Origin of the sequence: Bordetella genomosp. 1, from assembly GCF_002261335.1 — a bacterium.
Taxonomy (GTDB): Bacteria; Pseudomonadota; Gammaproteobacteria; order Burkholderiales; family Burkholderiaceae_B; genus Bordetella.
In genome coordinates this window covers 1,172,466-1,191,075 of the sequence record NZ_NEVL01000003.1, presented here as the reverse complement: position 1 = coordinate 1,191,075, position 18,610 = coordinate 1,172,466, and the positions used below count along the sequence as shown (strand labels likewise).

Here is an 18,610-nt window from a genome sequence, read left to right as displayed (position 1 = left end):
GCGCCTCATTGAAAAGGTGTCAGACTGCATTTTCCGAAAAGCTGTCAGGCGCGTGCAGCCAGGTGTCGTCGGCCCGCGCGAGGCCCATCAGCGTGCCGTCGACGCTGTGCGGGCAGGGCGACTCTGGCGCCGGCAATGCCAGTCTGACTCCATTTCCGTGTTGAAGGCGCACCAAAAAAATGCAGTCTGACTCCATTTCGGGTGGGGAAGGCTCACCGCAAAAATGCAGTCTGACACCATTACGGTGTTGAAGCCCGACCGAGAAATTGCAGTCTGACTCCTTTTCGGTGCTGAGGCTGGAACGGGAAAATGCAGTCTGACACCTTTTCCCCTTCTCCCTTGTCGAGAGGCGGGTGCGCACCAAGTGGCGATCAAAGCGGTGGTGCGACAGGTCAGGTAAGCCGCGCGGGATCTTCGTCGAATGGGGTGGCTGCCTGCGCCAGGTCGGTCAGGGCGTGGCGGGTGTCGATGGCGCGCAGCAGGCGGCCGAGATGGCCGCTGCTGGCAAAGCCGAGTTCGGCGCTCACCAGCGCCGGCGCCTCGCCCAATGCGATGCGGTGGCGTGCGATTTGGGCGACGAGGATGCGGCGCAGTGCGACGGGGGCGAGGCCATAGGCGTCGAGGCAGGCGCGTTGCAGCGTGCGGGTGGAGACGCCCAGCGCGATGGCGGACTCGGCGACCGTGGGCGCGGGGTGGCCGTCGTCGAGCTGCTGGCGCAAGGCGTCGACCCAACGCCGCGCCAGATGCGTCGGCGTGGCGGCGAGTGGCGCCGGACGGCTGCTGTCGAGCTGCGCGATCAGCGCCGCGATCAACGCGGGCTGGGCCTGGGCCGAGAGGGCCGGCTTCCAAAGCGCGTCCAGCATGGACTGCGCCGCGCCGTCGAGCTGCAGCACGCCCTCGGCGCTGCACGCCCGCAGCAGGTCCGGCGACAGATAAAGCTCGCCGTGTTGCTGTGAAACGCTCTGCGCGCGCGTGCTGTGCTCGACATGCGAGGGCAACAGCAACGCCTGGCCCCGCACCAGCCGGCTGCTGCGCCGCGCGCCGTCATCGTCGCGCCACGCGGTGTCGAGCGCGCCCGCCCGCGGCCAGAGCAGCATCGCGCAGTCATGCTTGTGCCAATTGAAGGCGTAGCGGGGCTGGCGGCTGGCCGACAGGGCGAAGCCGGTCCGGGCGATGAGGTCGAGCTTGGAAGACAGTGGGACGGTACGCGTCATGATGCAGCGCCTCGGAGAGGACTCGGCGGCGCAGGGCGTCTTGCCCGGGCACACAGGAAAAATCAGTATCGACGGCCGCAGCCGTTCTGGCAAGGCCGACGCGCGCTGTCGCGTTTTGGACGGCCGTGTGTCGCGTTCGGGTTCGCCCACGCCCCTTGGAGTGCCTACGATGCAGGCATTCGACAACCACAAGGGGAATTTTCATGCGACGTACGTTCTCGCATGCACTATTGAAGTGCATGGCATTCGCACTGCTGCCGGTCGCGGCGCAGGCGCAGTCCTGGCCGGACAAGCCGGTCACCGTCATCGTGCCGTTTCCGCCGGGCGGGGGCACCGATCTGGTGGTGCGGGCGCTGCAGCCCACGCTCAGCCGCGAACTGGGCCAGACGGTGGTGATCCAGAACGCCGGCGGCGCCGGTGGCACCGTGGGCTCGGGCCAGGCAGCCCGCGCCAAGCCGGACGGCTACACGGCGCTGGCGGTCACCACCAGCACCATGGCGCTCAGCCCCAGCCTGTACAAGAAGCTGCCGTTCCGGCCGGCCCAGGATTTCGACTATGTCGGCTTCATCGGTACCTCGCCGTATGTGCTGGCCGTCCATCCGTCGTTGAAAGCCACTGACGTGGCCGCGCTGGTGCAGGCGATGAAGGCGCGCGGCAATGGCACCTACGCGTCCGTGGGCGCCGGCACCGTGTCGCATCTGCTGGGCGCCATGTTCGCCAAGGACAAGCAGCTCGACCTGACGCACGTGCCGTATCGCGGCGCGGCGCCGGCCTACACCGATCTGATCGGCGGCCAGGTCGACATCATGTTCGACAACCCAGTCGGCCTCGCGCCGTTCGTGCAAGGCGGCAAGCTGAGCGCCGTGGCGACGACCGCGCCCACCTCGATCCTGCCGAACGTGCCCACCTTCGCATCGCAAGGCATGGCGGACTACACGCAGACCTTGTGGTACGGGCTCGCCTTTCCCAAAGGCACGCCGCCTGCGGTCGTGGCGCGCATGAATGAAGCGTTGAACAAGGCCCTGCGCGAGCCCGCCATTGCCGCCGACCTCGCCGCCAAAGGTGTGGACGTGCGTCCCGACACCAGCGCGGCCCTGACCCAGGCCGTCACGCACGATCTCGCCTTCTGGGGCGATCTCATCACCAAAGTTGGAGTACAGCTTGACTGACCCTCGTTCCCTTCACGTCCGACCGCTGCCCGCGGCGGGCGAGGCGGCGCTGCTGCGCGTGTTCGTCGATCCCGCTGCCGACCGGCTCGGCGGCAACCCGGTTCCGCTGGTGGCCGATGCACAGGGCATGACGGCGGCCGACATGCAGGCGCTGGCCGCGCATCACGGCCACGAATCCGCATTCGTCTTGCCCGCGGATGCGCCGGGGCATCTGTGCCGGCTGCGCTTCTTCGTGCCCGGCCACGAGATGGAGATGTGCGGCCACGCGACGGTCGGAACGCTGTGGGCGCTGCGGCAGTGGGGGATGTGGACCACGGCCACGGCGCGCGTGCAGACGCTCAGCGGCAGCGTCGACGTGGAATGGGACGAGGCGCGAGGCTGGACCTGGATCTCGCAGCCGGCGGTGCGCGTCGACGCCCTCACGCCCGAGCAGGTCCGGGCGATCGGTGACGTGCTGGGGATCGATGCGGCGACAGGGCCCCTGCATGCCGTCAATGCCAGCACCAGCCGCGTCAAGACGCTCGTGCGCATGCCGGATGCGGTGGCGCTCGACGCGCTGACGCCCGATTTCTCGGCGATGCGGTCGCTTTGCGAGGCGATCGACTCGACCGGGCTCTACCCGTATTCGCAGGACGGCGAAGCGATCTCCGCGCGCCAGTTCCCCAAAGCTTCGGGCTACCCGGAAGACGCGGCCACCGGCATCGCGGCGGCCGCCTTGTGGGGCTATCTCGACAGCGTGGGTGCCTTGCCCGGGGGCGGCATCCGCACCGTGCGCCAGGGCGTGGCGATGGGCTCGCCCTCGGCGATCCAGCTGCGCGCGCGCGGCGACGGCCCGGGCTGCTGGCTCAGCGGGGAGACCCGATGGATGGTTTGATGCGCAACGATGCGGTCGCGGCGCGGCTCGCGGCCGCGGGGCTGGAGCTGCCCGCAGCGCCGCAGGCGCGCGGCAGCTACGCGCCGTATAGCGCAACCGCGCTTGCTGGCGCGATCCTGGTATGCATCAGCGGTCAGGCCAGCCGCCGCGATGGTGTGCCCCTCATCGGGCGCTGCGAGCCCGGCGCCGATCTCGCGCCGGCCAGGGACGCGTGCGCCCAGGCCGCGCTCTCCGGACTGGCCGCCCTGGCGCAGGCGTGCGGCGGCGACCTCGGCCGGGTGCGTGCCATCACGCAACTGCGCGGCTATCTGCGCAGCGACCCCGAGTTCGACGCGCACAGCGCCGTGCTCGACGGCGCCTCCGCCGTGCTGGAGGTCGTCTTTCCGGCAATGCCACGCCCCGCCCGCAGCGCCATCGGCGTGAGCAGCCTGCCGGGACGCTGCTGGGCCGAGATCGAGATCACGGCGCTGGTGTCGGCTTGAGCGGCGACCTCGCCGTAAAAGGAGTCAGACTGCATTTTCAAACAAAGGTGTCAGACTGCATTTTTCTTGGCCGTCCTCTCCCAAACAAAGGTGTCAGACTACATTTTCGGCCACCCGGAAATTGCAGTCTGACACCTTTGTTTTTCACCTCGTCCACCGTGAAATTGCAGTCTGACTCCTTTTCTCCAGCGCGGTCCCCCGCTGGGCGACACAGGCGGTGGCGTTACCGGAAACGGTGTCAGACTGCATTTTTCCTGGCCATTGAAAATGTAGTCTGACACCTTTGTTTCCGGGGTTGTCGGACCAGAAAAATGTAGTCTGACGCCTTTGAAAAATGCAGTCTGACACCTTTGTCCAAGGGGCGAAGTGAGGGTGTCGGTGTTGTCCCGGGTGGCTTGTCGTGGCGTGGAATGTCGTTAGTCTGCTGCTGATCCGCACGAGCGATCCGGGAGGCTTTCATGCGCGGCAGGGGATTGATGTGCGGGGTGGTGGCGGGGGCGGGGTGGGTGCAGTTCCAGCCGTCGTTGACGCACGCGGCGGTGGGCGCCGCCATCGTGGCGGCGCTCTCGGGGTTGGCATCGGTCGCTCGTTGGTCGGGCTGGCGCGGCGCGCGCGGAGAGGCGTTCGCGCTGGCGCTGGCCTGCGCCTGGGGCATGGTTGCGGGCGCAAGCAACGCGGTGGTGCAGGCGGCGCCGCGGCTGGCGCTGCGGGTGCCGGCGGCGATGGAGCAGCAGATCGTGGTGGCTTCGGTGCGCGTGCTGACGCTGGCGCAAGGCGATGCGCGCACGTGGCGATTCATGGGCGAGGTCGAGCCGGCCCGGCCGCTCGGCCTGCCGCCGCGGGCGCTGATCACCTGGCGCGCCTTGCCGGGCGACCCGCGTGAGCTGCCCGTGCCGGCGCCGGGCGAGCGCTGGCGCATGACGCTGGTGGTGCGGCGGCCGCGCGCCACGCTCAATCCCTGGACAGCAGACCAAGAGGGCCGCTGGTTCGCCGCGGGCGTGCGCATGCTGGCGTCGGTGCGCGGCCATCCCCAGCGGGTGGACGACGCGCCGTATGCAAGCGCGGGCGTCGCGGTCGAGCGGCTGCGCCACCTCGCGCGCACGCGCATGCAGGAGGCGCTCGCGGGAATGCGCCAGGGGCCGCTGCTGATCGCGCTGGCGCTCGGCGACGGCGCCGGGATCGGGCGCCCCGACTGGGATCTGTTCAACCGCACCGGCATCACCCATCTCGTCAGCATCAGCGGGTTGCACGTGGGGCTGGTCGCCGGTCTGTTCGGCTGGGCGGTGAGCCAGGCGTGGCGGCGGGTGCGATGGCGCGGACGCGCGCTGTGCGTACGCATACCGGCGAGCGTCGCGGGGATGGTGGCGGCCGTGCTGGCCGCTGGCGCCTATGCGCTGCTGGCGGGCTGGAGCGTGCCGACGCGCCGCACCTTCTTCACACTTGCGGCCCTCGGCGTGGCGGTGTGCCTGCGCCTGCCGCTGTCGCGCGGGCGCGCGCTGGCGCTGGCGGCGGGCGTCGTGGTGCTGCTCGACCCCTGGGCGCCGCTGGCGCCGGGGTTCTGGCTCTCGTTCGGCGCGATCGCGATCCTGATGGGCGTGATCGCGGGCGGGCCGGCGGCAGAGGGGCGCTGGGGCCGGTTGTGGCGCGCGCTGCGTGGATTCGCCGTGGCGCAGGGGCTCATCACGCTGGGCATGGTGCCGCTGCTGGCCTGGTGGACGCAGCAGTTGTCGCTGGTCTCCCCGTTCGCCAACGCCGTGGCGATCCCGCTCGTGAGCCTGTTCGTGACGCCACTGGCGCTGTTGGTGGCGATGCTCGCGGCGCTGAGCGCGGCGCTGCCGTCGCTGATGGCGCCCGCCCGGTGGGTCGGCCTCGCCGCGGATGGACTGGCGCGCGCGGTCATGGCCGTCATGCAGTGGCTCAGCGCGCTGCCGCACGCCAGCGTGCACATTGCGGCGGCGCCGTGGCCGCTGGTGCTGGCCGCGCTGGCGGGCGTGGTGTGGGCATTGCAGCGGCCCGGCTGGCCGGGGCGGCACTGGGGCTGGGCGGCGCTGGCGCCCCTGGTGCTGTGGCGCGCGCCCGCGCCGGCCGACGGCGACTGGTCGATGTGGGCGGTGGACGTGGGGCAGGGCACCTCGGTGATCCTGCGCACGGCGCGCCATGTGCTGCTGTACGACACCGGGCCGATGTCGTTCGACGGCTGGGACGCGGGCGAGCGCATGGTGGTGCCGGCGCTGCGTGCCCTGGGCGTGCGGAGCGTCGATACGCTGGTGCTGTCGCACGCGGACCTGGATCACGTCGGCGGCGCGATTGCGGTGTTGCGCGCGCAACCGGTGGCGCAGGCCTACGCCTCGTTCGATCTGCGGCGCTGGGTCGATCACCAGCAACATCTGCGCGGCGAGCGGCTGGGCACCGTCGAGACGCCGATGCCCGCGGAGATCGCGCCGTGTGTCGCCGGCCAGGCCTGGACCACCGACGGCGTGCGCTTCACCTTTCTGCACCCGCCCGCGGGGCTGGGCCCGACCTCGACCAATGCGCGCAGCTGCGTGTTGCGCGTGGACGGCCGGCATCATTCCGTGCTGCTGCTGGGCGACGTGCCGCGCGTGCACGAGGCCCGCTTCGCCCAGGCGCTCGCGCCGCTCGACGTGGTCGTGGCCGCGCACCATGGCTCCAGCACCTCCTCGGGCCCGGAGCTGGTCGCCGCGGCCCATGCGGCGCACGTGATCTTCCAGGCCGGCTACCGCAACCGCTACCGCCACCCGACGGCGCCGGTGCTGGCGCGCTGGCGCGAGGCGGGCGCGCAGCTGTGGCGCAGCGACCTCGACGGCGCAATCCGTGTCGAGTCCAACGCACAGGGGCTGTCGGTGCGCGCCCAACGAGAGACGGGGCGGCGCTACTGGCACGACGTGGCGCCGGATTGGCAGCATTGACACAGGACCGGAAGTGAGCGCGCGGCGCCAAGCATGAACCGGAAGCGGGAGGGCCGTCCGGCAGTGCGCAACCTCCCGCCCGGCTGACCGCATGAGCCGCCCTCACGGGCCCTCATGCAACCCGCCGTCTCCCTCAATACGCCGCCCGATAGATCGCCAGCGCCTGTGCCTCGTCGATCGGCAGCGGGTTGTTCATCAGCAGGCGCTGCTGCACCATGGCCGAGCTGGCCAGGGTCGGCAGGTCGGCCTCGCCGATGCCGACCGCGCGCAGGCCTTGCGGCAGGTCGGCCTGGCGGATCAGGTCTTCGAGGAAGGCGATGAAGGTGGCCGCGCCGCTGGCGGCGTCGGCGGCCGGGGGCAGGCCGACGGCCTGGCCCAATTCTGCGTAGAGGGGCGCCGCGGCCTGCGCGTTGAAATGCAGCACGGCCGGCAGCACCAGCGCGTTCGACAGCCCGTGCGGCACGTGGAAGATGCCGCCCACCGGATAGGCCAGCGCGTGCACGCCGCCTACCGGCGCGTTGGCGAACGCCTGCCCGGCCAGCATGGCGCCCAGCAGCATGTCGGAGCGCGCCTGCAGGTTGGCGCCGTCGCGGCACACGGTCAGCAGGTTGGCGCTCAGCAGCTTCAGGGCCAGGATCGCCAGGTGATCCGACAGCGGATTCTTCAGGCGCTTGCTGGTGTAGGCCTCGATGGCGTGCACCATGGCGTCCACGCCGGTGGCCGCGGTGGCGGCCGGCGGCAGGCCCACCGTCAGTTCGGCGTCGAGGTAGGCCGCGTCGGCGTAGAGCTGCGGCGCCACCACGCCGCTCTTGGTGGTGGCGCCCGTGGTCACGATCGAGATCGGCGTGACCTCCGAGCCGGTGCCGGCCGTGGTCGGTACCTGGATCAGCGGCAGGCGCTGGCCGCTGACCTGGTTGATGCCATACATGGCCGACAGCGGCTGTTCGCTCTTGCACAGCACGGCCACCAGCTTGGCCACGTCCATCGACGAGCCGCCGCCGAAGCCGACGACCACGTCGGCGTCGAACGCGCGGGCGCGCTCGGCCGCCGCCTGCACCACGGCCTCCGGCGGATCGGCGACCACATCGTCGATCACCAGCGTCTGCCAGCCGGCCGCGGCCAGGCTGTCGAGCGCCGGTTGCAGGGCGCCGCTGCGGTGGAGGAAGGCGTCGGTGACGAGCACCGCGCGCGCGCCGGCGTGGCGCTCGCGCAGCAGGGCGCCCAGGCGGCGAGCCAGGCCCGGTTCGACGAGAATGTGAGGGACAGTCTGGAAGGAAAAGGCGGACATGGGATCAGGAAAGTTCGTTGATGATGGTTTGCGCCACGTCCTCGAGCGAGGACCGCGTGGCCATGGCGCGGCCCTGGATGCGACGATGCGCTTCGTGCTCGGTGATGCCCTCGCGCGCGATCAGGAGCGTCTTGGCGGTGGCGACCTTGCTCACCGCGGCATAGCGGCCTTCCAGCTTGCGCATGTGGGCCAGCGTGGCGGCCTGCTGGCGCCAGGCGGTGCGCGCCAGCAACAGCTGGGTCAACAGGCCGAAGGGGCGGATCGGTCGTTCGATGACGCCGGTGCAGCCGCTGTGCAGCACCAGTTGCAGCGTGGCCGGGTTTTCGTACTCCACGATGCCGACCAGCGGCGGGCTCAGCTCGTTCAGGCCGTCGGCCAGCTTCTGGATCGCGTCGCGGTGGTCTTCCTCGATGGGCAGCACGACCACGTCGGCATCGGTGCAGAGCGTGTCGGGCAGCGGCCATTGCTGGGTCGGCACGCAGCCGATGCGCTTGAGGTGCGACATCAACAGGCGCGACTCGGCGTCCTGCGGGTGCAGGACCAGCACGCGCAGGCCGTTGAGTTCGCGCAGCGCCGTGGTGCTGCGGCCGGGCCGGGTCGGGGGGGCGGTCACGGTAGCGCCAGGGCCTCAGGATCCAGCGCGTGGTCGACGAGGTACGGCACCGGCCGCACCGCGGCACGCGCGGCGTAGATGATCTCGAAGCGGCGCTGCGCGTCGATGCGCGCGATGCGCGGCCACAGCGAGGTATGCTGCGTGTCGCCGTCGATCGTGACCAGGCCCTGCGGCGCCTCGAACCGGGCGCCGTCGAGCGCCTGCACCAGGTCGGGCACGGCCAGGCCGCCGGCGCGCCGCGCCGCCTGGGCGACGAGGTGCACCTGGGAATAGGCGGCTTCCGCGCCCGCCGTGATCGGGCTGTCCTCGCCGAAGCGGGCGTGGTAGGCCCGGGCAAAGCGGCGGCTCGGTTCGGTGTCGAGCGAGGCGAAGTAGGGCGCGGCGGTGATGTGGCCTTCGGCCTCCTCCGGGGTGAGGGCGGCCACGTCGGTCTCGTTGGTGGCGAGGCTGACGATGGGCATGCGGGCCGGGTCCAGGCCCAGCTCGCGGTAGGCGCGGTACAGCTTGACGATGTCGCGGCCGACCATGGTCGAGTAGATGGCGTCCGGGCGCAGCGCCACGGCCCGCTTGAGTACCTCCGCCAGGTCTTCCTGGGGCGCGTTCAGCGGCAGATAGACCTCGTCGACCACCTCGCCGCCGGCCTGCTCGTAGAGCTCGCGCATGATGCGGTTCGACTCGCGCGGGTACACGTATTGGCCGCCGATGAAGAGCACGCGGTTGCCGAAGTGGCGGATCACGTAGCTGGCCAGTTGCACCGAGTTCTGGTTGGGCACCGAGCCGCCGTAGAAGCAATACGGCGAATACTCGAAGCCCTCGTACAGCGTGGCGTAGAACAGCAGCGCGCGGCGGCTTTCGACCACCGGCAGCACGGCCTTGCGGGTGCTGGACATGTGCGTGCCGAAGATCAGCGGCACGCGCTCGCGGTCGCACAGCCATTCGGCCGCCTGGCGATAGTCCGGCGGCTGCGCACCCACGCGCGCGCTCACCGGCACCAGCGGCACGCCGCCGATGCCGCCCACGGCATTGACCTCGTCGATCGCCAGCAGCGTGGCGTTTTCCTGGGTGATCTCGGTGGCCGCCGTCAGGCTCTCGTGGGAGAACAGCAGCCCGACGCGATGGCCCGTGGCGGTGTTCACAGCGAGGTCCAGTCGAGCGAGCGCTCGAAGGCGTGGGCGGCGCGATACAGCGTGGCCTCGTCGAAATGGCGGCCCACCAGCATCATGCCGACGGGCAGGCCGTCGCGCAGGCCGCAGGGCACGGACATGGCCGGGTGGCCGGTGACGTCGAAGGGCGCGGTGTTGGCGTTCATCTCAAGGGCACGGGTCACGAAGAGGTCGGGCGCTGCGTCGGCATCGATGAGGCGCGGCGCGCGCATGGGCACCGTGGGCATCAGCAGCATGTCGACACGGGCCAACGCATCATCATAGGCCTGGCGCAGGCGGCGCGCGAGGTTTTGTGCCTTGCCGTAGTACTGGCCGCCGTAGCGCGCGTAGAAGTATTCGCCGGCCAGCAGGCAGGTCTTGACGTCGTGCGGGAACTCGTCGGCATGGTCGCGCCAGTGGCGCTGCGCCTGCATCAGGCCGGTGACATACAGTCCCTTCCAGTTGGTGCCGTAGTTGTAGCCCTTCATCTGCTGGGTCGTGCCCTCGACCGCGATCGGCGTCCAGATGGCGTGGCCCTTGCGGTGCAGCGGCACCGACAGCTCGATCACCTCGGCGCCCAGCGCGCGCAGCTCGGCCGCGGCCTGGCGCACCGCGTCATCGACCTCGGCCTCGCTGTTGTGCCAGCCGAAGCCCTCGGGCACGACGCCGATGCGCAGGCCCTTGAGCGGCAGGCCCAGCGCCTCGCAGTAGGAAGGCCGCTCGGCCGGCAGGCCCTGCTGGCGCGGGTCCAGGCCGTCGGCGCCGGCGATGGCGTCCAGCAGCAGGGCGTTGTCGGCCACATTGGCGGTCATGATGCCGGCGTGGTCCAGCGTCATTTCGATCGGCATGATGCCGGTGTAGGGAATGAGCCCGTGGGTGGGCTTCATGCCGTAGATGCCGGAATAGGCAGCCGGAATCCGCACCGAGCCGCCCTGGTCGGTGCCGATGGCCATGTCGGCCTCGCCGGCGCCCACCAGCGCCGCCGCGCCCGACGACGAGCCGCCCGCCGAATGCGCGGGGTTGCGCGGATTGCGCACCGGGCCGGTGGCATTGGTGTGACTGCTGCCCGACACGCAGAAGTACTCGCAGTGGGCCTTGCCGACGATGCGGCCGCCGGCGTCCAGGATGCGGGTCGCGACCGTGGCGTCCTGGTCGGGCACGTAGCCGCGCAGGGTGGCCGCGCCGTTCATCATGGGCACGCCGGCCAGGCAGACGTTGTCCTTGAGCACCACGCGCTTGCCCGCCAGCGGGCCGCCCGGGCGGCCGTCGATCTCGGTGCGCACATACCAGGCGTTGAGCGGATTGTCTTCGGGCTGCACGCCGGGCGTGCGCGGATAGCGCACCACCGGCGGCTGGTCGATCAGCGCGTCGACCTGGTCGTACTCGGCAAAGGTGGCCTCCAGAATGCTGTCGTAGGCGCGCAGCGTGGCGTCGTCCAGGGTCAGGCCGATGCGGCGTGCGGCCTGGTCCAGCGCTTCCAGAGTGGGACGGGGAAGGGACATCTCGGATTCCGTATCAGGATTGCAGACCGCCGTAACGCCGGGCGATCTCTTGGGGTGTCGTGCTGGCGGTGGCGACGTCGGCGATCAGTTCGCCTTTCTCCAGCACCAGGATGCGGTCGGACAGCGCGCACAGGAAGTCGATGTCCTGTTCGACCAGCAGGATGGCGATCCCGTGCGAGGCGCGCAGGGTCTGCAGCGCTTCGACGATCTCGTCGCAGATCGAGGGCTGGATGCCCTCGGTGGGTTCGTCCAGCAGCATGAGCCGCGGTTCGCCGCACAGGCAGCGGGCCAGCGCCAGCAACTGCTGTTCGCCGCCCGACAGGCTGCCGCCGGGCCGGTCCAGCAGCTTCTGCAGGCGCGGAAACACCTGCAGCACCGACGCGATGCGCGCGTCGGCCTCGCGCAGGTTCTTCACGCAGCCCATGCGCAGGTTCTCGGCCACGCTCAGCGCCGGGAAGATCTGGCGGCCCTGCGGCACGAAGCCGATGCCCTGGCGTGCGCGTGCATGCGGGGCCAGCGTGCCGATCCGGCGGTCGGCCAGCGTCAGCTCGCCGCCGGTGAGCGGCAGTTCGCCCATCAGCGCGCGCAGCAGCGTGGTCTTGCCCATGCCGTTGCGGCCAAGGATGCCGGTGAACTCGCCGGCGGCCATGCTGAAGCTCACGCCGTGCAGCACGGGAATGCGGCCGTAGCCGGCCTTCAGCTCATGCGCCTGGAGCATGTGTCTCTCCTTGCTTGCCCAGATAGGCGGCGCGCACGTCGGCGTGCGCCATGATGTCGTCGAAGCTGCCTTCGGCGAGCACTTCGCCCTGGTTGAAAACGGTGATGCGGCCGGCGATCAGGCGGATGAACGCCATGTCGTGCTCGACCACCACCACGGTGCTGTGGCGATTGATGGCGGCGATCAGCTCGGCGGTCTTGCGCACCTCCTGGTGCGTCATGCCGGCGGCGGGCTCGTCGAGCAGCACCAGCTCGGGCCGCGAGGCCAGGATCATGCCGAGCTCCACCCACTGGCGCTGGCCGTGGGCCAGCGCATTGACGGGCGTGCGGGCCACCGCCTCCAGCCCGGTCTCGGCCAGCACCTGCGCGGCGATCTCGCTCGCGACGCCCTCGGCGCGGCGTGCCGCCGCCAGCCGCAGGTTCTCGAGCACGTCCAGCCCTTCGAAGACGCTGGGCACCTGGGTCTTGATGCCGATGCCCAGGCGCGCCACCTCGTGCGTGGCCAGGCCCCGCAGCGGCTGGCCCTTGAAGCGGATCTCGCCGCGCGTCGGCCGCAACTGGCCCGACAGCATCTTGAAGAACGTGCTCTTGCCGGCGCCGTTGGGGCCGATCAGGCAGCGCACCTCGCCGCGGTCCAGCCGGAAATCGACCGCCCGCACGGCGTGCACGCCGCCGAAACTCACGCCCAGGCCCTGGGTTTCCAACAACAGCTCGCTCATGCCGGCTCCTTGGACGAACGAAACAGACGGCGTGCGGCATCGACCACCGTCGGCGCCAGGCCGCGCGGGATCAGGAGCACGAAGAGAATCAGGATGACGCCCAGCACGAGGCCGGTGTCGACGCTGTGCTGCGCGCCCAGTTGCGTGACCATGGCCTGCAGCGCCACGCAGGCGATGATGGGGCCGATCAGCGTGCCGCGGCCGCCGACGATCACCCAGATGATGATCTGCGCCGACTGCGACAGGCCGAAGACGCCGGGGCTGACGAAGGCGCCCCAGTTGGCGTAGAGCATGCCGGCCAGGCCGGCCAGCGCGCCGCCCAGCGTGAACGCGGCCAGCTTGTACAGGCTGGCGTTGTAGCCCAGCAGCTGGGCGCGCTGTTCGTTCTCGCGCACCGCCGCGACCACGCGGCCGAAGCGCGAGGCCATGACGGCGCGCAGGCCGAAGTAGGCGCCGATCAGGATCAGCGCGGCCAGCGTGAACGTGCCCTCCGGCGACAGCGGCTCGGCCGCGCCAGGCAAGGTCAGCGGCGGGATCGACGGAATGCCGTTGAAGCCGCCCAGCAGCGCCTCGCCGATGCGATAGCTGTCGCCCGAGGTGGAGTTCATCAGGTTGAACAGGATCAGGGTCACGGCCAGCGTGATGACGCCCAGATACACGTCGCTGATCTTGCCGTAGAACATGAAGTAGCCAAGCAGCGCGGCAAAGGCCGCGGGCACGGCGATGGCCAGCGCCATCGCGCCCAGGCCGGGGCCGAAGTTGAAGGCGCCGATCGCCCAGGCATAGGCGCCCAGGCCGAAGAAGGCGGCCTGGCCGAAGCACAGGATGCCGCCGTGGCCCCAGACAAAGGCCAGGCTCAGGGCCAGCAGGGCCATGACCAGATAGACCGTCATGGACAGCAGGCTGAACATGTCGACGACGGTGGGCAGGAACACCGCGGCCGCCACGGCCACGGCGCCCAGCGTCAGGGAAATCGCAGGTACACGCATCAGATCGCTCGCTTGAAGAATCGCCCGGTGATGCCTTGCGGCAGCAGTCGGATCAGCACGATGGCGGCCAGCAGCAGGGCCACCTGGCCGTAGACCGGCGTGGCGATGAAGGTCACGCCCTGGCTGATGGCGCCGAAGAAGCCCGAGGCGCTGACCGTGCCGGCGATGACGGCGCTGCCGCCGCTGATCACGGTGATGAACGCCTTGGCGATGTAGGCCGCGCCGATGGTCGGAATCACGCCGGTCAGCGGCGCGAGCACCGCGCCCGCCAGGCCGGAAAGTGCCGCGCCCAGGCCGAAGGTGAGCTTGTAGACGCCGTTGGGATTCATGCCGAGCGCGCTGGCCATGGCGGCGTTCTGCATGCAGGCGCGCGCCCGCAGGCCGAAGTCGGTGAAGCGCAGCAGGCACCACAGCGCCAGCATCACGCCGGCCGCGAGCGCGATCAGGAACAGCGTGTAGCCGCTGGCCTGGCGCGCGCCGATGGTGATGCCGCCCAGCGGCGAGGAGATGCCGACGGTGGTGTTGCCGAAGACCATGGTGGCCAGGCCGATGACGGCCAGCGACAGGCCCCAGGTGGCCAGCATGGTGTCGATCATGCGGCCGTAGAGATGCCGCACCAGCAGGTGTTCGACCAGCACGCCGAAGACGCCCACGGCCAGCGGCGCCAGCACCAGCATGGAGATCCAGATCGGCACGCCCCATTGGTTGGTGGCGAGGATGGCGACGTAGCCGCCCAGCATCATGAACTCGCCGTGGGCGAGGTTGATGATCTTCATCATCCCGAATACCACCGCCAGCCCGACGCTCAACAGCGCCAGGATGGCGATCGCACCCAGGATATCGATGGCATAAATGGCAACGAGATCCATGGGCCGCTCAGAACTTGATGGCGTACTGGCGGTTGTCCGCCGGGTTCTTGATCAGGTCGCAAACCGCGGCGGTGTCGCCGGGCTGCTGCTGCGGATAGCTTTCGACCAGGTTGAGCTTGCGGTCGCGCACCTCGGCGATGTGCACGTCCAGCGTGCAGTGGTGGGTGGCCGGATCCAGCGTCACGCGGCCGCTGGGCGCATCGATGGCGATGCCGGATTCCAGCGCCTCGATGACCTTCATGCGGTCGACCGAGCCCGCCTTGCGCACGCCCTCGGCCCACAGCATGAAGCCCTGGTAGGCGCCCATCGCCAGCTCGGTGATGTAGGGATAGTTGGCGCCGTAGCGGGCATGGAAGCGCTTGACGAAGTCGGCGTTGGCCGCGCCCGGCAGCTCCTGCAGGTAGTTCTGGCAGACCAGGAAGCCGTTGCACTCCTCGGGCGACAGCACGATGTGCTCGTTGCCGCCGGCGAAGGTGGTCGAGGCGAGCGGAATCTTGCCCGTCATGCCGGTGGCCTTCCACTGGCGGTAGAACGACATGTGCGCGCCGCCCACCAGCGCCGACCAGATGAAGTCCGGCGACGCCGCCTGGATCTTGGAGATCGCGGCGCCGAAGTCGGTCACGTCCAGCGGGAAGAACTCGGTGGCCACCGTCGTGCCGCCCGCGTCGGCGGCATACTTGCGCACCCAGTTCGAGACGATCTGGCCGTAGTTGTAGTCGGCGGCCACGATGTAGACCTTCTTGCCCCACTTCTTCACGGCATAGGGCGCAAGCTTCTGCACGGTCTGCGCGGGCGTGACGCCGGCGGCGAAGTAGTTGCGGTCGCACACACCGCCCTCGTACTGGTTGTCGTAGAAGTAGAGCGTGCGATAGCGGTTGAGCACCGGGCGCACGACCTCGCGCGAGGCCGAGGTGATGCCGGCGTGCACCACGGCGGCCTTGTCGCGCAGCGCGGCCTGCTGCGCAAACTGCGCGTAGAGCTGCATGTTCGACTGGGCGTCGTAGGCGATGAAGTTGAGCTGTTTGCCCAGCAGGCCGCCGCGGGCATTGACCTCTTCGGCTGCGAACCGCAGCGCGTCCATCACGGGCTTGCCGTAGATGTCCAGGCCGCCCGACAGATCGTAGATGGCGGCGACGTTGATTTTTTCTTCGCCGGCCGCGAAGGCACGCGTGCCGGCCAGGCCCATCAGGGTGGCGGAGGCGGCGGTGGCGGCGGTGGACGACAGGAACTGACGGCGGTTCATGCTCATGTTGGTAGGCCCCTTGAGCGCTTGCGGCGCGCACGGCCTGGCGCCCGGCGCAAAACGCAGGGACGAGCAGGGGCCGACGCCGAAAGTCGCGTAGACGTGAGTAGGTGTTTGGATGTGCCGAGAAACCGGCTGGATGTCGACGCCGTTGTCGACGAGAAAAAACCGAGCGGCCTTGCTGGCAGTTGCGCCTTTGGAACTTGCCGGGCCGGTCCTCATGGACCGAGGACAGGTGAAATTCTAGGGGAAGGGCAGGGCGTGGACTAGCCCCGGGATTTCCCTAGGACGCTTGCGCGGGCCCGCAACGGGGCCCGCGCCGTGCGCCACTCAGCCTTCGAAAACTTCGAAGAAGGTTTCGGCCTCGATCCGGTTGCCCAGGATCGGCACCAGCCGCGCAATCGCGTGTTCGCGATGCTCGGGCCGCAGTGCCCAGTCGTCGTCGCGCAGGTCGTCGCCGGCGTCTTCGTAGATGTCGGCGATCGTGGTCAGTGCCGCCAGCAGGGTGGCGAGGTCGGGCACCAGCACGTCGGCGTCCCAGCGGCCCATGCCGTGGCGGGCGAACAGGATCTCGCCGCTGTGCGTGTCGAAGATGATCGGGTCGGCATTCTGGTCGGCGATCACGAGCCAGTGCTCGGCCCAGTCTTCGACGCGCGTGTCGTCGGAGGCATCCCAGCGATAGCCGGCCTGCAGCGACCACAGCCGATGCAGCGGCGGGAAGTTGATGTTGGTTTCCGAGAGCGTGATGCCGGTCGGGCCGACGTTCTCGTGATACGTCTTGCCCCAGGGGCCGATCTCTCGATAGAACGCCGCCAGCGCGGCGGGCAGTTCGATCTCGCCCTGCCAGGCCTCGGCGCCCTGCGCGCGCAACTCGCCGAAGCGCGCGAACGACGCACGCAGCGTGGACCACGGCGTCATGAGGGCAACCCGTGACGGTGGGTGGGCTGATGGGCGCATTGCGGCATGGTGATGAACTCCTGGATGACGGGGCGCGCCGACGCACGCCGCCGGGCATTGTCCACAAAACGCCCGCATCCCCGCAAGCCGCGGCGAGGTTAAGATGGCGCCTCTTCGATTCTGGCAGGGAGCAGGCGTGGCGTTTCATACCGGTGAGTACGATGTCTACCTGGTGCTGACCGGCGCCGATGCCCCCAGCCCCTGGACCACGGCGGCCTGGCTGCCGCTGGCCGAGATGCTCGCGCCCTTCGTCGCGTCGCCGCGCGGCAAGGCGGCGGTGCGCTGCACGCAGCTCGACCGCGCCACGCGCAAGAAGGCCAGCTTCGGCCGCCTCGCCTGGAACGAGGCCTCGCACCGCAAATGGACGCACGGCGGCGCGCAGGCGGACGGCGCGCCGTGGATATTCCTGGGCGCCGAAGCCTGGGCGCCCGCCTGGACGCAGTGCGAGAAGGACAACGCGGCGCCGGACTGCTTCGTGGCGCTGTCGACACCGGCATCCGGCATGACGGACAAGCCGGTGCGTTTTGGCGGCAAGTTGCTGGTGGCGCTCACGGTGCACGCGCCCGCAGACACCAGGGCCGCCTTGCGGGCGGCCATGCAGCGGATCGCGCGCGCATCGCGCAGCCCGCTCGCCGTGTATCAGCGGCGGCCGTGGGGCCGCGCTGCGTTCGGGGGATTCACCGGCGCGATCAACGATCTCGCCTACACCGGCCTGTTCAAGGCGGGCGATCCGCACGCGCGTGCGGTGGATGCGGACAGCCTCAGCGAAACCTGGACGCCGCTGCCGGCCTGCGCCTGAAACCTCAGGCGGCCTCGGGCGCGGGCGTGGCCGCGCGCTCGGGGCGCGACCAGATCCACATCAGCACCAGCGCCATACAGGCGGCGGCCGACCACACGAACCACGGATGCGGCACGGTGTAGTGCATCAGCACCACGCACAGCGACATGGAGATGGTGGCGGCGATCTTGTTGGCGCGCGCCACGCAGCGGCCGTTTTTCCAGTTGTGCAGCATCGGGCCGAACAGCCTGTGGCGGTGCAGCCAGGCGTGCAACCGGGGCGAGCTGCGGGCCGAGGCCCACGCCGCCAGCAACACGAACTCGGTGCTGGGCAGGCCCGGCACGAACACGCCCACGATGGCGAGGCCGAGGCTGAGCACGGCCAGCCCCATCAGCAGCGCGCGCTTCCATTGGTTCAGCGCCCCGGCGGCGGCGGGCGCCGCCGGGGTGTTGGACGTTGCCTGGTTCATTGGCTCAGATTGAAGTGGCGCACCAGCAGCTCGCCGAAACGGTCGTAGGCGGCGTTGGCGCCGGCGATGACGGCGTCGTGCTGGCCTTCACCGATCTGCTCGCTGTCGAGGGCGGCGACGAAGCGGCGCCACACGATGGCGCGGCCTTCCGGATAGGCGGCCAGGTTGCGCGCGCCGAACTCGGCCGTCAGGCCCAGCTTGGCCTGCACTTCCTTGAACAGAAAGGCGGCGCCCAGCGTCGAGCCTTCGGACACGTAGAGCCAGCCCAGGCCTTCGGGCATGGTCACGCCGCGGCTGGCGATCGCGTCGGCGGGCAGCGGCGCGCCGAGGTCGCGCAGGTCGTCGAGCGCCGCGTCTTCGCGGCCGCGCACGGCCAGGTCGGGCACCGCGGCCTGCAGCTCGGCGTCCTTGAACAGGTGTTCGACGTCGCGCTGGAACAGGTATTGCGCCGTGACGAAGGCGGCGTAGGCCTCGCGGCTGCTGAACGGCGCGCCGCGCTCCATCAGCTGGTGCATGCGCTCGTGCTGCGCGGCGGTTTCGTGCTTCAGGCGTTGCGACAGGGCCGGGCGTTCGAGGATTTCAGTGGTCATGATGATGGGTACGGTGAGGGCGGCGCCGGCAGCGCCAAATTCGGAATGGTTTTCATTATTCCGCAGGC

The 18,610-nt window shown here is 70.0% G+C and carries 18 protein-coding genes; 5 read left to right on the top strand and 13 right to left on the bottom strand.

Annotated elements, in window-relative coordinates; translation table 11 throughout:
• Window positions 1-392: 392 nt before the first annotated feature.
• A complete protein-coding gene (locus CEG14_RS13820) occupies window positions 393-1,214 on the bottom strand; it encodes an AraC family transcriptional regulator (protein ID WP_094826915.1) in 822 nt (273 codons plus the stop codon).
• Window positions 1,215-1,453: 239 nt separating this feature from the next.
• On the opposite strand from CEG14_RS13820, the gene CEG14_RS13815 reads away from it, so the two are divergent.
• From CEG14_RS13815 to CEG14_RS13800, 4 genes are all read left to right on the top strand, one after another.
• Window positions 1,454-2,383: a Bug family tripartite tricarboxylate transporter substrate binding protein gene (locus CEG14_RS13815; RefSeq protein ID WP_179280597.1), complete on the top strand. Its 930-nt coding sequence runs from the start codon at window positions 1,454-1,456 to the stop codon at window positions 2,381-2,383.
• Entirely contained in the window at window positions 2,376-3,257 is an 882-nt protein-coding gene (locus tag CEG14_RS13810) for a PhzF family phenazine biosynthesis protein (protein WP_256985697.1), read from the top strand. Before CEG14_RS13815 ends, CEG14_RS13810 begins: the two co-directional genes overlap by 8 nt.
• A complete protein-coding gene (locus CEG14_RS13805) occupies window positions 3,245-3,739 on the top strand; it encodes a RidA family protein (RefSeq protein WP_094826913.1) in 495 nt (164 codons plus the stop codon). Before CEG14_RS13810 ends, CEG14_RS13805 begins: the two co-directional genes overlap by 13 nt.
• A gap of 458 nt (window positions 3,740-4,197) precedes the next feature.
• Entirely contained in the window at window positions 4,198-6,666 is a 2,469-nt protein-coding gene (locus CEG14_RS13800) for a DNA internalization-related competence protein ComEC/Rec2 (RefSeq protein WP_094826912.1), read from the top strand.
• 133 nt (window positions 6,667-6,799) lie between these two features.
• Here CEG14_RS13800 and CEG14_RS13795 read toward each other — a convergent pair whose 3' ends face one another.
• The 10 genes from CEG14_RS13795 to CEG14_RS13750 form a co-directional block, all read right to left on the bottom strand.
• A complete protein-coding gene (locus tag CEG14_RS13795) occupies window positions 6,800-7,954 on the bottom strand; it encodes an iron-containing alcohol dehydrogenase (RefSeq protein WP_094826911.1) in 1,155 nt (384 codons plus the stop codon).
• A 4-nt stretch (window positions 7,955-7,958) separates the two neighbouring features.
• Complete coding sequence (locus CEG14_RS13790; protein WP_094826910.1) at window positions 7,959-8,567, bottom strand: ANTAR domain-containing response regulator; 609 nt, start codon at window positions 8,565-8,567, stop codon at window positions 7,959-7,961.
• Window positions 8,564-9,703 (bottom strand): transporter substrate-binding domain-containing protein, encoded by a 1,140-nt coding sequence (locus CEG14_RS13785; RefSeq protein WP_094826909.1) that lies wholly within the window; start codon window positions 9,701-9,703, stop codon window positions 8,564-8,566. Before CEG14_RS13785 ends, CEG14_RS13790 begins: the two co-directional genes overlap by 4 nt.
• A complete protein-coding gene (locus CEG14_RS13780) occupies window positions 9,700-11,211 on the bottom strand; it encodes an amidase (RefSeq protein ID WP_094826908.1) in 1,512 nt (503 codons plus the stop codon). Before CEG14_RS13780 ends, CEG14_RS13785 begins: the two co-directional genes overlap by 4 nt.
• Window positions 11,212-11,224: 13 nt before the next feature.
• The gene (locus CEG14_RS13775; RefSeq protein ID WP_094826907.1) at window positions 11,225-11,929 is read right to left on the bottom strand and encodes an ABC transporter ATP-binding protein; all 705 of its coding nucleotides are present in this window, start codon (window positions 11,927-11,929) and stop codon (window positions 11,225-11,227) included.
• Complete coding sequence (locus CEG14_RS13770; RefSeq protein WP_094826906.1) at window positions 11,913-12,647, bottom strand: ATP-binding cassette domain-containing protein; 735 nt, start codon at window positions 12,645-12,647, stop codon at window positions 11,913-11,915. Before CEG14_RS13770 ends, CEG14_RS13775 begins: the two co-directional genes overlap by 17 nt.
• Window positions 12,644-13,636, bottom strand: a complete 993-nt coding sequence (locus tag CEG14_RS13765) for an ABC transporter permease subunit (RefSeq protein WP_094826905.1) — start codon at window positions 13,634-13,636, stop codon at window positions 12,644-12,646. The genes CEG14_RS13770 and CEG14_RS13765 overlap by 4 nt, the downstream gene beginning before the upstream one ends.
• Complete coding sequence (locus tag CEG14_RS13760; RefSeq protein ID WP_094826904.1) at window positions 13,636-14,505, bottom strand: branched-chain amino acid ABC transporter permease; 870 nt, start codon at window positions 14,503-14,505, stop codon at window positions 13,636-13,638. The genes CEG14_RS13765 and CEG14_RS13760 overlap by 1 nt, the downstream gene beginning before the upstream one ends.
• Window positions 14,506-14,512: 7 nt before the next feature.
• Window positions 14,513-15,754 (bottom strand): urea ABC transporter substrate-binding protein, encoded by a 1,242-nt coding sequence (locus CEG14_RS13755; protein WP_094826903.1) that lies wholly within the window; start codon window positions 15,752-15,754, stop codon window positions 14,513-14,515.
• A gap of 324 nt (window positions 15,755-16,078) precedes the next feature.
• Complete coding sequence (locus CEG14_RS13750) at window positions 16,079-16,666, bottom strand: hypothetical protein (protein WP_094826902.1); 588 nt, start codon at window positions 16,664-16,666, stop codon at window positions 16,079-16,081.
• Window positions 16,667-16,841: 175 nt separating this feature from the next.
• On the opposite strand from CEG14_RS13750, the gene CEG14_RS13745 reads away from it, so the two are divergent.
• Window positions 16,842-17,504: a hypothetical protein gene (locus CEG14_RS13745; protein ID WP_094826901.1), complete on the top strand. Its 663-nt coding sequence runs from the start codon at window positions 16,842-16,844 to the stop codon at window positions 17,502-17,504.
• Window positions 17,505-17,508: 4 nt separating this feature from the next.
• Here the strand turns inward: CEG14_RS13745 and CEG14_RS13740 are convergent, their stop codons facing one another.
• Together CEG14_RS13740 and CEG14_RS13735 are read right to left on the bottom strand one after the other, a co-directional pair.
• Entirely contained in the window at window positions 17,509-17,952 is a 444-nt protein-coding gene (locus tag CEG14_RS13740) for a YbaN family protein (RefSeq protein ID WP_094826900.1), read from the bottom strand.
• Entirely contained in the window at window positions 17,949-18,542 is a 594-nt protein-coding gene (locus CEG14_RS13735; protein WP_094826899.1) for a biliverdin-producing heme oxygenase, read from the bottom strand. Before CEG14_RS13735 ends, CEG14_RS13740 begins: the two co-directional genes overlap by 4 nt.
• Window positions 18,543-18,610: the final 68 nt, after the last annotated feature.

Excerpts from the sequence above, each read along its gene's own strand:
- CEG14_RS13820 (WP_094826915.1), bottom strand. The coding sequence starts at position 1,214 with ATGACGCGTACCGTCCCACTGTCTTCCAAGCTCGACCTCATCGCCCGG.
- CEG14_RS13815 (WP_179280597.1), top strand. The coding sequence starts at position 1,454 with ATGGCATTCGCACTGCTGCCGGTCGCGGCGCAGGCGCAGTCCTGGCCG.
- CEG14_RS13805 (WP_094826913.1), top strand. The coding sequence starts at position 3,245 with ATGGATGGTTTGATGCGCAACGATGCGGTCGCGGCGCGGCTCGCGGCC.
- CEG14_RS13800 (WP_094826912.1), top strand. The coding sequence starts at position 4,198 with ATGCGCGGCAGGGGATTGATGTGCGGGGTGGTGGCGGGGGCGGGGTGG.
- CEG14_RS13795 (WP_094826911.1), bottom strand. The coding sequence starts at position 7,954 with ATGTCCGCCTTTTCCTTCCAGACTGTCCCTCACATTCTCGTCGAACCG.
- CEG14_RS13780 (WP_094826908.1), bottom strand. The coding sequence starts at position 11,211 with ATGTCCCTTCCCCGTCCCACTCTGGAAGCGCTGGACCAGGCCGCACGC.
- CEG14_RS13775 (WP_094826907.1), bottom strand. The coding sequence starts at position 11,929 with ATGCTCCAGGCGCATGAGCTGAAGGCCGGCTACGGCCGCATTCCCGTG.
- CEG14_RS13770 (WP_094826906.1), bottom strand. The coding sequence starts at position 12,647 with ATGAGCGAGCTGTTGTTGGAAACCCAGGGCCTGGGCGTGAGTTTCGGC.
- CEG14_RS13765 (WP_094826905.1), bottom strand. The coding sequence starts at position 13,636 with ATGCGTGTACCTGCGATTTCCCTGACGCTGGGCGCCGTGGCCGTGGCG.
- CEG14_RS13760 (WP_094826904.1), bottom strand. The coding sequence starts at position 14,505 with ATGGATCTCGTTGCCATTTATGCCATCGATATCCTGGGTGCGATCGCC.
- CEG14_RS13755 (WP_094826903.1), bottom strand. The coding sequence starts at position 15,754 with ATGAGCATGAACCGCCGTCAGTTCCTGTCGTCCACCGCCGCCACCGCC.
- CEG14_RS13750 (WP_094826902.1), bottom strand. The coding sequence starts at position 16,666 with ATGACGCCGTGGTCCACGCTGCGTGCGTCGTTCGCGCGCTTCGGCGAG.
- CEG14_RS13740 (WP_094826900.1), bottom strand. The coding sequence starts at position 17,952 with ATGAACCAGGCAACGTCCAACACCCCGGCGGCGCCCGCCGCCGCCGGG.
- CEG14_RS13735 (WP_094826899.1), bottom strand. The coding sequence starts at position 18,542 with ATGACCACTGAAATCCTCGAACGCCCGGCCCTGTCGCAACGCCTGAAG.